We start from the raw sequence: 14,140 nt of genomic DNA on the forward strand, positions 1-14,140 counted from the left end.
TTCGAAATGGAGGAAAAATATGCAGGATATTGGCAACTTAGCACTCATCTTGGTAACAACATTGATACTTGCGCATATCAGCCGCTTGCTGAAAATGCCTGCCGTGATTGGTGAGTTGTTAGCAGGAATTTTAATTGGACCGGCATTATTGGGCTGGTTGACGCCTAGCCATACGGTTTCATTATTTGCAGAAATTGGCGTGATTATTTTGATGTTTTTAGCAGGGCTCGAAAGTGATTTGGATTTACTGAAAAAATACTTCAAACCCGGCATGCTGGTAGCGGTAATCGGGGTGATCGTGCCTGTGGTCGTCGTGTTCGGCTTTGCCCACGTCTGGGGATTCAATTTGACCAGCAGCCTTTTTCTCGGCATCACCTTTGCGGCAACATCTGTCTCGATTTCCGTAGAGGTTTTAAAAGAGCTGCATGCACTGGACGGCCGCAACGGAGCGACCATTTTGGGTGCCGCGGTGGTCGACGATATTTTGACCGTTTTGATTTTGAGTTTCACGGTTGCGGTTTTAGGGGAACAAAAGACAGCCAGCGTGCCGTTCTGGCTGCAAATTGTTGAACAGTTGCTTTATTTCGTTGGGATTTATCTAGTAGTCCGCTGGGCGGCACCATATTTGATGGGGCTGGCGGAAAAGCTGTTTCCGGCTTCGGCTGTCACCATTATGTCGTTGCTGATTTGCCTGGGGATGGCCTATGTAGCGGATCTTGTCGGCATGTCAGCAGTTATCGGTGCCTTTTTTGCCGGGGTCGCAGTTGGGCAGACCCATTATCGCCAGGAAGTTGACGGCAGTCTGAGTGCGATTGGCTATGCGGTGTTCATTCCGGTTTTCTTTGTCAGTGTCGGCTTGAACATGCGCTTTGATACGTTTGGCCGCGACATCGGGTTTATCGCCATTTTGACCTTGTTGGCTTTGGTGACCAAGTGGGTCGGTTGCGGCCTCGGCGATCGCCTGGCCGGTGCGACCTGGTTGCAAAGTAACGTCGTCGGCGCCGGCATGGTGTCCCGCGGCGAGATGGCCTTGATCGTGGCCCAAATCGGTTTTGAGGCTAAGTTGATGGATGCCGAGTATTATTCGGCAGTCATTGTGGTTATCGTCCTCACAACCTTAATTGCCCCGGTAATTCTAAAGGACGCCCTCCATCGGGAACAGGAACTTGTATAATGTAAGTCGTAAGCTCACCACGACATAAGTGATCGTGACGGTTTGAGGCGTTTATGGGCGGTTAAAATAAGGAGGATCTCAATGGCAACTTTATTTTTTGATTTTGATGGTACCGTAGCAAATTCAGAAGAAGGCATTGTTGCGGGATTAAAATACATGGTTCAGGATCGTGGCTTGCGGCCTTTGGATAATTCGGCTTATGTGCAGTTTATCGGCCCGGCACTAGTGGACATGTTGCCGAAAGTCTGGCCGGAATTGGATGATGTCGAGGTTAAACGAGCAATTGACGCTTTCCATCATTACTACGAGGAAGAGGGTCTGTATCAGGTGAAACTCTATCCTAAGTTTTTAGATACTATGACCGCTTTGAAGCACCAAGGTGACCAGCTTTATATTGCCTCGGCAAAGCCTGAGACCATGTTGCATCGTTTGGTTAAATATTTTTCATTGGATCAATATTTTGCCGGTGCTTACGGTGCCAGCGATGATGAGCAGACGCGAGTGACGAAGACAGATGTTTTGGCTTATGCGCTGAAGGCGACGCAGACAGATCCGGCTACCAGCGTCATGATTGGTGATCGGGCAAACGACATGACCGGTGGTTTGGATAATCACGTTCAGCTGTTGGGCGTCACTTATGGCTTCGGTTCGGCCAAGGAGTTGCAAGATGCCGGCGCCAAAGTCTTGGCCGACAAGCCGGAAGCAATTCCGGAAGGCTTAGCGAAGGTTGCCAAGTTAAATGCCAAGTCCTGAGCGCATTGGTATTCGCAAGCAACAAAAAAACGCCAGAGCCTGAATCTCCCGGCTTTGACGTCGTTTTTATATCCAGATGCTGCAGTCTATTGCTTTTTTCTTGCAGCTTGCTGCGGCTGGATGACTTTTGTGCCGATCTCATTTAGAAGCTTCACAAATTGCTTGGCTTTCCGTTCCCCTAAAGTGGACACCCATTCGTTGAAGCGCTCACTGGCTTCTTTGGTAATCGCGGCTTCGACCTGTTGTCCAAGTGGTGTCAGCTGTAGCGTATTGCGTCGCCGATCAGCTTCGAACTTGGATTGCGTCACGTAATCCAAGTTGCGCAACACGCGTAGTTGCCGTGCAACAGCCGGTTTGGTCACGCCGCGCTTAGCGACAATGGCGGTTAGGCTGATGGTGGGATCATTGGCAATGTCTGACAAAATCCGATATTGCTCGAAACTCAAATGGTATTGGGCCATGGGTTCTGAGATCAGTTCGTTGATATTTTTAAATGTTGAAAAATAGGCATCCACATATGCCTCTAGTAAGGGTTTATCAGTCATTTTTCTTCCTCCAGACATTATCTTAACAAAACATAGGCTATATGTAACTTGAAATTCTTAAAAGTTGCGGTACACTTTTTAGTTATGTAAAGGGCTTGAACTACTTATGGAGGCTATAAAAAGTGCGAAAACATAAAAAAGCATGGCTGATAGGGATACTGTCAGTCATTGGGATAATTGTGGTGGGCTTAATTGGTGCCAGTCTTTATTTTTACCAATATGCATTCGTGCCCTCAAAGAAGTCTTTTTTGAGTGGCAAAGAGAGTCGCATCATTACGGACGGGAAGGCATGGCTTAAATCCGTACATAAAGAAACCTGGACGCAAGAGGCGGTGGGCGCCAAGCTTAAGTTGGTGGCGGATTATGTTCCGGCGGCCAAACCAACGACTAAAACCGTTGTGGTGGCGCATGGCTACATGACGAACAAAGAATACATGGCGCCGCAAATCAAAATGTTCCATGATGCCGGCTTCAATGTTCTGGCGCCGGATGATCGCGGCCAAGGCCAGTCACAAGGCAACTATATCGGTTACGGCTGGCCGGATCGGCTTGATTACTTGAAATGGATCAATCAAATTATCAAAAAACAAGGCAAACAAAGTCAGATTGCCTTGTATGGGGTCTCAATGGGTGGCGCGACGGTGATGTATATCAGTGGTGAAAAGCTGCCGCCACAAGTCAAAAGTATTGTCGAAGATTGCGGCTACACCAGCATTATTGACGAACTTGCTTATCAAGCCAAGGCCATGTTTAATTTGCCTAAATGGCCGCTGGTGCCAGCAGTTGCGCTGACAGCAACGCTTAAAACCGGTTACAACGTGTTTGATGCCAGCGCCATTGATGCTTTACACAAAAATACGCGGCCGATTTTGTTTATTCATGGCAGCAAGGATACCTTCGTGCCGACGAAGATGGTTTACCAAAACTATCGCGCGGCGACCAAGGCTAAGAAAGCATTATGGGTGGTCAAAGGCGCTGCCCACGCCCGCAGTTTTCCGGATCACCCGCAAGTTTACGCAAAAAAGGTGGTTGGCTGGTTTAACGCCAACTGGTGATCGCTTGCATTTCCGTGTTCAGTGTTTTGCGTCACTAGCGACAGCTTGCTTTAAAATTGTGTAAATTTTTTCAGCGTCACTGGGTGTACCGCGTAGTTCATAATCGGCAAGAAACGGCGCATCGAATTCTTCGGCATAGCGTTTGGCCGTGAGACAATACTGTTCATTGAAATTGCGGTTGCCAGAACCGATGATGCCAAGACAAAGATCGGCATTTTCACCTTCTGCCAGGTAATCACCCATGGCATTGGTCATCAGTTCCTTAACACCGTTGTCGATGCCGTTACCACCATCAAGATAAGTCGGTACCATGACAAAAAAAGGCTTGGTTTCCCCGTCGCTTTGGGTGGCTTCGGAAATCTCTTTTAGCTCAATCGGCGGATTATTAGGATCTTGCTGGTGCAGCGTCTGTGCATAGTCGGCTAAGCGATGGGCAAAGGCACGGGTATTGCCGGAGATTGAAATGAATAAAACGCGAATTGGTTCAGTCATGATGATAGCCTCTTTCGTTATAATGAGTGCGTTAAAAATGAAATGATCGCTGATGGTTCAGTAAATGGCCGGAAAAAAGAGTCGTGGTGTCGTCATTCAGATGCGCCGCGACTTCTTTTGAGTGAGCGTGAGCTGGCGCGTTTAGGAGTCGGAGTATAAATGACCTTGGGGGTGATGGCCCGGGCTTAGGCCATCGCGTCCAAGGCCCTTTTACGCAGGCTCCTGCGCCGGCGAACGCGTTAAAAGCAACAATTTAAAACTCTTGATAAACAGCTGGATCCTGATCTCTTAAACGGCCATTTGGCTTACTTAACCGATCAATGGCTGCCATTTCTTCTGGCGTCAGGCTAAAATCAAAAATATCAAGGTTAGTGCGCTGTCGTGATAAATGCGCCGACTTTGGAATTGGTAAAACCCGATGTTGAAGATCCCAACGAAGAATGACCTGGCCGACATTTTTACCGTATTTCGCGGCAATTTGCTTGATGACAGGTTCTTTCAAGACGGCACCGCGACCCAAGGGGCTCCATGCAACGGTTTGAATGTTGTGAGCTTCGTCGTATTCGCGTTGAGCCTGCTGATTAAAGTAAGGATGCAGTTCTACTTGGTTGACGACAGGTGTGACGCCGGTTTCTTTGATTAACCGATCAATGTGTTCGGGCAAAAAATTAGATACGCCGATTGAGCGAATCAAGCCGAATCGTTGCGCCTGGATCAGAGCCTGCCAAGCTTCGACGTAGAGATTTTCCTTAGGATTCGGCCAATGGATCAGGTACAAATCATAGTAATCCAAGCCGGCTCGGTACAGACCTTCCTCGATCGTATCAATTGCTTCTTGATACCTGTGATGACGACCAGGCAGCTTGGACGCAATGATCAACTGGCTGCGCGGAATCCCGCTTTGACGAACCGCTTCACCCACAGCGCCTTCATTTTCATAGTTAAATGCCGCATCAAGCAGTCGATAGCCTAAGTTGAGGGCACCGACCATGGCCCTGACACCGTTCGTGCCGTTCAACTTGTATGTTCCAAATCCAATCGCTGGCAAAACGTTACCGTCGTTTAACGTGTAATGCATTCAAACAACCTCCTTATGCGGTCTGATATCCGTAGTGGTGTGTTTTTGCAATAACAGGTGATGCCATTGCCGTTTCATTTAGTGTAGTCCAAATATCAAGATCCGTACAAGTCATGATCGTGCTTCGTGTATAATATTGCCTTATAAGGGAGGAGATCCAAACGAAAACACAACAATGGCGAGCCGTCTCCCGAAGCTGGTTTGCATTTTTCACCATGATCTTTTGGGTGCTTCTTTTTGTTGAAGCCGTCAGTACAGGGATGATGTTAACGGTAGGGACACCGGCACGGACTGAACAGGTTATCGTTAACAGTAAAGGGCTGACGCAGATTACCCAATCCTTAAATCGAGAATTAGTCGCAACTGCCAATAAGAATGGCGCTACTTTGAGTCCGGAATCCACATTGGTCACCATTGATGACACGCGCAGGTTGACGAAAAAAATGATTTCGGCAAGTACGGCGAATCAAACGCATGTATCTTTAGCGACCATTAACGAAAGCGTGGCTGACCGTTTAAAAACCGCCGCTACTGATCAGCGGCAAAATTTTGATCAGAAGAAGGTGTTGACGAGTCTCAAAACGCTGCTTAATCGTGAAATCAACCAACTGCTCATGTCAGAAGGTTGGGGACTGGTTTATCCGTTACTGGTTCTCATGACCCAAACCGCTGTCATTGTGGCGGCGATCTTGATGGTAATTGTCTTACTGATTATGCTAAAAACTGCTCACTCTTGGCGACGATTTTTGGTGGTCACGGGGCGCTCCACTTACATCATGGGGTATATGGGCGGATTCTTGGCAATTTTACCAACCGCGAGCCCATTTTTCGGCGCCATCAGCACGCGCATGCCGATTAATACTGAACTGGCGCGCGATTTGCTTCTTGCGTATTCCCCTTTGTGGCAGCGGGTGGCTGGCTGGACCATTGTGATTGGGTTGGTCATTGCGGCGCTGAGTCATTTTCTGCCGCGGGAAACAGTGGTTGATGAAGATCATGAGGATCAGACTTAGTGCCCATAACGCACTCCCCCGGCTCCTAACCGCGCCGGCTCGCGCTCACTAGAAAGGGAAGTTTCATGAAAAGAGATAAGTGGCTTTGGATGGCGTTATTGGTCGTGGTGCTTGTTGCCGGTGCCGGTTGGTATTGGTATAACAACCAGGCCGATACGCCGCCAACCAAAGAAGAAACCACAATTGGACGAACTGCGACACTTTATTTGCATGGTTATTCTGGTGGTGCCGGTTCAACAAATACCCTGATTCGGCGGGCCGAGCAGATTGGCGCGACCAAAGTGCTCACCGCAACGGTTGCCAAAAACGGTAAAGTGCACTGGACTGGTGACGCGCATCACGTCAGTAAGCCCATCGTTCAAGTGATTTTTCAAGACAACAAAAATCCAGACGCTGTGAAACAAGCTGATTGGTTGGCGACAATCAATCGCCAGCTTTACCAGCGCTATGGCGTGCGCAATGTTAACTTTGTGGCACATTCAATGGGCAACATGGCGGTGATGTTTTACGCGGTTCGCAATCAGGATCAAGGCAAGTTGCCCAAAATGAAACACTATGTTGCCATTGCCGGACATTTTGACGGCATTATTGGTATGGGTGATGAACCTCATCAGATCAAGCTGGCAAATAATGGCTATCCAACGCCCATGGATGAAAACTATGCCGAATTGGCGCGCTTACGGAATCGTTTTCCCAAAGGCGTTAAGGTGTTGAATATTTACGGCGATCTTGATGACGGCAGCGATTCGGATGGCCGCGTGTCCAATAATTCTTCGCGATCCTTACGCTATCTTGTCAGCACGCGAGCAGCTTCTTATCGGGAAAAGGAATACTTCGGCCGCGATGCTCAGCATAGCGCGCTACATGAAAATCCGCAGGTGGCTAAAGCGGTTGATTCGTTCATCTGGTAAAACGCGATTCATCATGATCATAAGGCGCGATGACGACTTTTCCACCCAGAAAACTTGCCATATACACGTCTTCTGGCTTATAGCCTTGTTCTGCGAGGTGGGCTTTTAATTTTGACAACAAACACGATAAAGCCTAAAAGCAGCTTCATTGGTGTTACGAAATATAAGTCTTGAAAAAGTTGCATGCGTGCCTCCTACTTGGTGACAAATTGCACTTGCGGGACAATTAAAGTCGTCTTGGTGAGCTGGTAACTATTGTTATCGGCGTTAAGGGTGACGGTGTACATTTTTTTCGTGGACTTGCCAATCACAACCAGCCTCCCTGTGTGGACTGTGTTACTGTTTGCATACAGTTGGTTAACAGACACCCGTTTCTGCGTGGCGACACTGCGCAATAAAGTCGCGACTGCCTGCGAATCAGCAGTGGCAGTGCGGCTTGCCTGAAGATCTCGAATCTGAATGCCGATGGTCAACAACTCGATTAGGGCCACTAGGATTAAAAGATCACGGTATTTATTGCTACGCTTGTGCCGTAGAAAATAAAGCAGGTAGGCAACGATAGCTAGAGCTCCGATCATGATGATGCTGTAACGCAAGATGTTTTGCCAATTGTCTTGATGAGTCAGCACTGAATACGCAAAAAAAGTCATTCCCAAGAGACACCTCCCAAAATAACGATCTGGTTAAATCATAACAGATTGATCACGTGGCTAAAGTTACTCTTGACACGAAACATGACGGTGTTATGATAATCGCAACTCAACAGACAACATTGCTTTGCGGAGAAGAGTATCTGAAGCGCGGATCCCAAGCGAGCCTGGATAGTGGGAGCGGGCGATCGGCTAATCGGAGAAGATGAGCTCCAAATAGCTTTTCAGTGGTTCACGCCATTAAAACGGGTGCATCCGTTACCATGCCAGGTATCGAATTGGGTACTGGTGAGGTGTTGGCGCTATGCTGACACGAATAAGGGTGGTAACGCGCGCAAGGCGCCCCTTGATCGAAAAGATCAAGGGGCGCCTATTTTCGTGGACGCGACGTAGGGTCTTTGTTGTTTGAGGATTGTCATTTTTATTTACATTTAATACGTTCGCAGTCGCAGAAATCTCCGTGTAAGGACCTCAAACCTAAATGGCTGGGGGTTTTGGCCATTTAGGTTTGAGGCCACCTACACTCTGATTTCTAAGCGCCCCTGCTCACGCTCAGGAGGAATTTTCATGACAGAAGAAGTTAAAATCAAAGCACCATTTCGCGCCGATTTAGTTGGCAGTTTATTGCGTCCGGAACGATTGAAAGTGGCGCATCAGCAGTTAGATATTGGTGAGATTCAACAGAATCAGGAGTTGGCGATTCAGCATGAAGCGATTGATCATATTGTGAAAAAACAGGTCGAATTAGGCTTCAATGCGGTCACGGATGGGGAATTCTCCCGTCGGTACTGGCATTTGGATTTCTTCTGGGGCTTAAATGGCTATGAAAAAGATGACTCCTGGAAGTATGAGCATGATTTTAAGGGCGGCATCAACGCAGCTGCGAACGTTCATTTGGCGGGAAAAGTCAGTTTTAACCCGCAGCATCCATTTTTTGCGGCATTTAAGTATCTTAAAAGTATCGTGCCTGACGGGGTACTGCCTAAACAGACGATTCCCAGTCCAGCTTTGCTGTTTCGGGATCATCGTAGTGACAACTGGCCAAAGTACTATGACACTTTTGACGACTATTTAGCCGATATTGTCCAGGCTTATGTCGATACGATCCGGCACTTTTATGATTTAGGCGACCGTTACCTTCAAATTGATGATACAAACTGGGCATATCTGATTCAAAACTTGAAGGATACTGAAAATGATCCGAAGAAGCATGAACATTTTGTGGCACTGGCCAAGCTGGCGCACCGCGTGATTAAAGCAGTTTTGGTGAAACTACCGGAAGATTTGACGGTTACCTCGCATATCTGTCGAGGTAACTTCCAATCAACGTTTTTGTTCTCCGGCGGCTATCAGTATGTGGCTGATGATATCGGTGATTTGCCATACGATGGGCTGTTTCTTGAATACGATAGTCAGCGGGCAGGGTCGTTTGAACCGCTGCCGCAATTGTGGAATGGCGATGCCAACAAACGAATTGTATTAGGTTTGATTACCTCGAAATTTCCAGAACTGGAAGATGAAGAAGCGGTGATCGAGCGGATCAATGCGGCAACTGCTTACGTGCCGTTAGACAATCTGGCTTTATCCACTCAATGCGGCTTTGCGTCAACAGAAGAAGGTAATAAGCTGACAGAAGATGATCAGTGGGCGAAACTGGCGTTGGTCCAGCGCATTGCCCATCGTGTTTGGGCCGATGCTTAAGCGTCGAATCAGTTAGACCATGAGGCTGAATAATGGCAGATTTTTTAAGCACCCTTAGTCATTGTGTTATATGATGAATATGTAAACGATTGAGAAGGAGATTTTGATTTTATGGCAAAAGTCGAAAGTTTTACATTGGATCACACTGCAGTCAAAGCACCTTATGTTCGCTTGATTACAACGGAAAAAGGTACCAAAGGCGATGAAATTTCTAATTACGATCTGCGGTTAGTTCAGCCGAACACCGCAGCAATTGATACGGCAGGTTTGCATACGATCGAGCACTTGTTAGCTTCATTGCTGCGCGACCGGATGGATGGTGTCATCGATTGTTCACCATTTGGCTGCCGGACCGGGTTCCATTTGATTACCTGGGGCACGCACAGCACAACTGAAGTAGCCAAGGCGCTAAAGTCCAGCCTTGAAGCGATTGCTAATGACATTACCTGGGATGATGTGCCTGGTGTCGATATCAAGAGCTGCGGCAATTACAAAGATCACAGTCTATTTTCAGCAAAGGAATGGGCAAAGCTGATTCTGAGCCGCGGCATTTCCGATGACCCATATGTGCGTCAGGTTGTCTGAGTTTGTCAAAATGATCGATGACTGATTGCGCGTTCGTGTGCGCAAAAAAGGCGCTGTCCAAGTTTGTGAGCGAACTTGGCAGCGCCATTTTTATGGCAATTATTTTAACTGAATAAATCAATCAACCAGCGGCCGCCATAGAGAAGGCTCATGCTGTAGGCAAAAATCGTAAGGGGTTTTCCCAGCACGATAATCCAGAAGAACTTCGTGAAGGTCATTTTCGTGAGGCCGGCCAGCAAACACAACACATCATCAGGTGCGACCGGTAACACAATTGCCAGCGTAAATAACCGGTCGAACCGCGTTTGATTTTTTGTATAACCAATATACTTGTCGTAAGTTTTTTCCGAAATCAAATAAGTCAGCAGCGGTTTGCCATAACGCCGGGCGAGAAAAAAGTTGATGAACGAGCCAACCGCAATGCCGACATAGTTGTAAAGGAAACCAAACCACGGGCCAAAAAGAATGACGCCAGCTGCTGTGCTAATACCGCCGGGAATGATTGGGATGACGACTTGAATAATCTGAATGATGACAAAAAACAGAACACCAATCAGACCGAGTTGGGCAATATAAGCTTGCAAGACCTTGACGTCGGAAAGAATGCCAAGATCATACCAATAGATTGTCACAGCAATTAAAGCAATGACAACGGCTACGGTTGCTAAGTTAATCAAATGGCGAATATTTTTGGGAGTCATCATTAAGCCTCAAAACGATTTATCATCAAGAAAACATCTATGCTACAATGAATCAAGCGTACCAAACATATGTACTGAATGGAGAGCTTATGTACGAATACTTTGAAGGCACGATTCAGGCAATTACCCCGGCATATATCGTGATTGATGTCAACGGCATCGGGTTTCGCCTGCTGGTTGCCAATCCGTATGATTTTGAAGCCGGCAAGCAGATGCGGATTTATGTGCAGCTGATTATCCGTGACAATGATCAAGCCTTATATGGTTTTGAATCTTCCGCAGATAAGCGAACATTTAACCAGTTGTTGACAGTCACGGGGATTGGCCCGAAATCCGCATTGGCCATCTTGGCAAATGTATCAAGTGGCGGCCTGGCAACGGCCATTGCCCAGGATGACGTTAAATTTCTGACCAAGTTTCCGGGTATCGGTAAGAAAACCGCGGCTCAGATCATTCTCGACCTAAAAGGAAAAATTTCAGCAGATGCTAAGCCATCACCAGCTACCGTTACGCCAACAGCTAGCGGCGTGGCACCGGCGCTGGCCGATGCGTTGGCGGCGTTGGTTGCCTTAGGATACACCCAACGAGCCGTTGACGGCATCACAGATGCTTTAAAAGCATTTGATGCCACAACAACCGATGCGTATTTGCGCGAAGGATTGCGCTTGTTAAGCGGACGTGCGTAGCATTGATTATACTGGAGCCATTCAATGCCGACAACATGAAGAAACTTATGAATGGGTTAAGAATAGGGGGTGAACCTTTTTGGCAGACGCAAACAAGGATCGGTTGGTTTCAGGCGACATTGACGATTTGAATGAAGCACAAATTGAAAAGAGCTTACGTCCGCGGATGCTGGCGCAATACATTGGCCAGGATCGGGTCAAACACCAATTGCAGGTTTATATTACCGCGGCTAAACAGCGTGAAGAATCCCTTGATCACGTATTGCTCTATGGGCCACCGGGACTGGGGAAGACCACGTTGGCATTAGTCATTGCCAATGAGCTGGGCGTGAACATTCGCACGACTTCCGGACCGGCCATCGAAAAGCCGGGCGACTTAGTAGCGTTGTTGAACGAATTGCGCCCTGGTGATGTGCTGTTTGTCGATGAAATTCACCGCTTACCCAAAATCGTTGAAGAAATGCTTTATTCAGCGATGGAAGATTTTTATATTGATATCGTGGTGGGTCAGGGACCAACCGCGCATCCGGTTCATTTTCCTTTGCCGCCGTTTACGCTAATCGGTGCCACGACGCGTGCGGGGATGTTGTCAGCACCATTGCGTGATCGGTTTGGGATTAGCGAACATATGGCGTATTATTCGCCTGACGACTTAAGTGAAATCATCAAGCGCTCGGCAAAGGTGTTTGACATGGCCATTGATGCTGAAGGTGCTCATGAAATTGCGCGGCGGTCGCGGGGCACACCGCGCGTTGCCAATCGCCTGCTGAAACGGGTGCGCGATTTTGCGGAAGTTGCCGGTAAAAGTCCGGTTGACTTGCAAATGGTCGATCATGCCTTGGATCAGTTACAGGTTGATGCACAGGGACTCGATCAAATTGACCGAAAACTGTTGATGTTCATGATACGCGACTACCAAGGCGGTCCGGTCGGCTTATCCACGATCGCTGCAAACATCGGCGAAGAAATGGCCACCATTGAAGAAATGTACGAACCCTATTTGTTGCAGATTGGCTATTTAAAACGGACACCACGCGGCCGCATGGTAACGCCGGCAGGATTTGCACATATGGGGATGACAGCGCCGGAGCCTGATAACCGGGCGCAGTAAGTCAAAACGATTAAAATGAATGGAAGCGAACAAGGTGCAAGACAAAAAACGTTATCGTCAAGTAGAAAATAAAAATTATCAACTTTCGGATTTCGATTATGATCTGCCACATGAATTAATTGCGCAGACACCGCTGAAGGAACGCGATGCCAGTCGGTTATTGGTATTGAACGCTGACACTGGTGCCATGCAGGATCGGCATTTTTATGATATTTTGGATTATTTCAAACCAGGGGATGCACTGGTCATGAATGACACCCGGGTGATGCCAGCGCGCCTTTATGGTGTTAAGCCGGAAACCGGCGCGCATATGGAAGTCTTGTTACTTAACAACACGTCCGGCGACGACTGGGAAACTTTGATGAAGCCAGCGCGTAAGGCACCGGTTGGCACTGTGATTGACTTCGGCGACGGCTTGTTGAAAGCGACAGTCACCAAAGAACTGGAGCACGGCGGCCGCATGATTCATTTTGATTACGATGGCATCTTCATGGAAATTCTGGACAAGCTTGGTGAAACGCCACTGCCGCCGTATATCAAAGAAAAACTTGACGATCCTGAGATGTATCAAACGGTTTATTCAAAGGAATTAGGATCCGCAGCGGCACCGACGGCCGGGTTGCACTGGACCAAAGAATTACTGAAAAAAGTGCAGGATAAAGGCGTCAAATTGGTTTATCTGACGCTTCATGTCGGCCTCGGCACGTTCCGGCCAGTAGTTGAAGAAAATATTGAAGCCCACAAAATGCACAGCGAATTTTACCGGCTAACCCCAGAAGCCGCAGCAACTCTAAATGAGGTCCGCGACAGTGGCGGCCGCATCATCGCAACCGGGACAACCTCGATTCGGACACTCGAAGCCATCGGCACCAAGTTCGACGGTGAAATCAAACCAGATTCCGGCTGGACCGACATCTTCATCAAGCCAGGCTACCAGTGGAAAGTCGTCGACGCCTTCATCACCAACTTCCATCTACCAAAGTCGACTTTAGTCATGCTCGTTGCTGCCTTTACGGGGCGGGACACCATCCTGAATGCCTATAAGCATGCGATTAAGGAAGAATATCGGTTCTTTAGTTTTGGGGATGCGATGTTTATTTATTGATGAGCGCGAGCAGGAGCGCTTAGAAATCGGAGTGTAAGTGGCCCCAAACCTAAATGGCTGGTCTTTGGCCATTTAGGTTTGGGGCCCTTACACGTAGATTTCTGCGACTGCGAGCGTGTTACGGCGAAAGTATAAGCCGATTTAGAAGCTGCCTTAAACGCCTGATGACTAAGATTTAAGCAATGGTGTTTCGCGCCGTGCCTAACTCCGCAATCTCCGGCGGGCCAGGGGCTGGCGACCGCGAAGCTAGAGTGGTGGGCACGACTTTGAGCCTCAGCAAAGATCGCTGAGGCTCAAAGCTCGGCCTTGTACTACGCCGGGAATATCGCCCGGCTAGTATAATCTCACCACTGAGCCCGTTCCCGCCTCCGATTGCTCCGCTTTGGCACTAGAGTTTTGATGTCCATGACAATTTTTCAATGTGGCGAAGTATGTTTTTGCTTCTTATCTTCCCGTAATTTTCTCCACGCAAAAAGCCGGCTTGCCCAGTGCAAGTCGGCTTTATAACGGACGGGATCACATCAACACACACCTACAGACATGTCTCGATTTTTCTTTTAACGCATCGCTGCGTGGAACA

At 48.0% G+C, this 14,140-nt stretch carries 15 protein-coding genes; 10 read left to right on the plus strand and 5 right to left on the minus strand.

From position 1 onward, the window contains the following. Positions 1 to 19 precede the first annotated feature (19 nt). Both BVJ53_RS07780 and BVJ53_RS07785 read left to right on the plus strand, forming a co-directional pair. Entirely contained in the window at positions 20 to 1,174 is a 1,155-nt protein-coding gene (locus BVJ53_RS07780) for a cation:proton antiporter (RefSeq protein WP_129301925.1), read from the plus strand. 81 nt (positions 1,175 to 1,255) lie between these two features. Continuing rightward, positions 1,256 to 1,927: an HAD hydrolase-like protein gene (locus tag BVJ53_RS07785; protein ID WP_129301926.1), complete on the plus strand. Its 672-nt coding sequence runs from the start codon at positions 1,256 to 1,258 to the stop codon at positions 1,925 to 1,927. 86 nt (positions 1,928 to 2,013) lie between these two features. Here the strand turns inward: BVJ53_RS07785 and BVJ53_RS07790 are convergent, their stop codons facing one another. Continuing rightward, entirely contained in the window at positions 2,014 to 2,472 is a 459-nt protein-coding gene (locus BVJ53_RS07790) for a MarR family winged helix-turn-helix transcriptional regulator (protein ID WP_129301927.1), read from the minus strand. 122 nt (positions 2,473 to 2,594) lie between these two features. Between BVJ53_RS07790 and BVJ53_RS07795 the strand changes: the two genes are divergently transcribed. Beyond that, positions 2,595 to 3,527, plus strand: a complete 933-nt coding sequence (locus BVJ53_RS07795; RefSeq protein ID WP_129301928.1) for an alpha/beta hydrolase — start codon at positions 2,595 to 2,597, stop codon at positions 3,525 to 3,527. Positions 3,528 to 3,545: 18 nt separating this feature from the next. Here the strand turns inward: BVJ53_RS07795 and nrdI are convergent, their stop codons facing one another. After that, positions 3,546 to 4,019 (minus strand): class Ib ribonucleoside-diphosphate reductase assembly flavoprotein NrdI, encoded by a 474-nt coding sequence (nrdI, locus tag BVJ53_RS07800; protein WP_129301929.1) that lies wholly within the window; start codon positions 4,017 to 4,019, stop codon positions 3,546 to 3,548. Between the two features lie 253 nt (positions 4,020 to 4,272). Then, a complete protein-coding gene (locus BVJ53_RS07810; RefSeq protein WP_129301930.1) occupies positions 4,273 to 5,097 on the minus strand; it encodes an aldo/keto reductase in 825 nt (274 codons plus the stop codon). A gap of 215 nt (positions 5,098 to 5,312) precedes the next feature. On the opposite strand from BVJ53_RS07810, the gene BVJ53_RS07815 reads away from it, so the two are divergent. Both BVJ53_RS07815 and BVJ53_RS07820 read left to right on the plus strand, forming a co-directional pair. Then, a complete protein-coding gene (locus BVJ53_RS07815) occupies positions 5,313 to 6,110 on the plus strand; it encodes a hypothetical protein (RefSeq protein WP_129301931.1) in 798 nt (265 codons plus the stop codon). A gap of 65 nt (positions 6,111 to 6,175) precedes the next feature. Continuing rightward, on the plus strand, positions 6,176 to 7,021 hold the full coding sequence (locus BVJ53_RS07820) for an alpha/beta hydrolase (RefSeq protein WP_129301932.1): 846 nt from the start codon (positions 6,176 to 6,178) through the stop codon (positions 7,019 to 7,021). Between the two features lie 194 nt (positions 7,022 to 7,215). Here the strand turns inward: BVJ53_RS07820 and BVJ53_RS07825 are convergent, their stop codons facing one another. Beyond that, on the minus strand, positions 7,216 to 7,677 hold the full coding sequence (locus tag BVJ53_RS07825; protein WP_129301933.1) for a DUF3290 family protein: 462 nt from the start codon (positions 7,675 to 7,677) through the stop codon (positions 7,216 to 7,218). Positions 7,678 to 8,238: 561 nt separating this feature from the next. Between BVJ53_RS07825 and BVJ53_RS07830 the strand changes: the two genes are divergently transcribed. Together BVJ53_RS07830 and BVJ53_RS07835 are read left to right on the plus strand one after the other, a co-directional pair. Further along, on the plus strand, positions 8,239 to 9,372 hold the full coding sequence (locus tag BVJ53_RS07830; protein WP_129301934.1) for a vitamin B12 independent methionine synthase: 1,134 nt from the start codon (positions 8,239 to 8,241) through the stop codon (positions 9,370 to 9,372). A 111-nt stretch (positions 9,373 to 9,483) separates the two neighbouring features. Continuing rightward, complete coding sequence (locus tag BVJ53_RS07835; RefSeq protein WP_010493679.1) at positions 9,484 to 9,957, plus strand: S-ribosylhomocysteine lyase; 474 nt, start codon at positions 9,484 to 9,486, stop codon at positions 9,955 to 9,957. Positions 9,958 to 10,061: 104 nt separating this feature from the next. Here the strand turns inward: BVJ53_RS07835 and BVJ53_RS07840 are convergent, their stop codons facing one another. Beyond that, positions 10,062 to 10,658 carry a TVP38/TMEM64 family protein gene (locus BVJ53_RS07840; RefSeq protein ID WP_129301958.1) on the minus strand — a complete coding sequence of 199 codons (597 nt, stop codon included), beginning with the start codon at positions 10,656 to 10,658 and terminating at the stop codon, positions 10,062 to 10,064. An 89-nt stretch (positions 10,659 to 10,747) separates the two neighbouring features. Here BVJ53_RS07840 and ruvA point away from each other — a divergent pair, with 89 nt between their 5' ends. The 3 genes from ruvA to queA all read left to right on the plus strand — a co-directional run bounded on the left by ruvA (position 10,748) and on the right by queA (position 13,560). After that, complete coding sequence (gene ruvA / locus BVJ53_RS07845; protein WP_129301935.1) at positions 10,748 to 11,344, plus strand: Holliday junction branch migration protein RuvA; 597 nt, start codon at positions 10,748 to 10,750, stop codon at positions 11,342 to 11,344. A gap of 79 nt (positions 11,345 to 11,423) precedes the next feature. After that, on the plus strand, positions 11,424 to 12,455 hold the full coding sequence (gene ruvB / locus BVJ53_RS07850) for a Holliday junction branch migration DNA helicase RuvB (RefSeq protein WP_129301936.1): 1,032 nt from the start codon (positions 11,424 to 11,426) through the stop codon (positions 12,453 to 12,455). A 19-nt stretch (positions 12,456 to 12,474) separates the two neighbouring features. Further along, complete coding sequence (gene queA, locus BVJ53_RS07855; RefSeq protein WP_191983438.1) at positions 12,475 to 13,560, plus strand: tRNA preQ1(34) S-adenosylmethionine ribosyltransferase-isomerase QueA; 1,086 nt, start codon at positions 12,475 to 12,477, stop codon at positions 13,558 to 13,560. Positions 13,561 to 14,140 lie beyond the last annotated feature (580 nt).

This window comes from Lacticaseibacillus chiayiensis (assembly GCF_004123795.1).
Lineage (GTDB): Bacteria > Bacillota > Bacilli > Lactobacillales > Lactobacillaceae > Lacticaseibacillus > Lacticaseibacillus chiayiensis.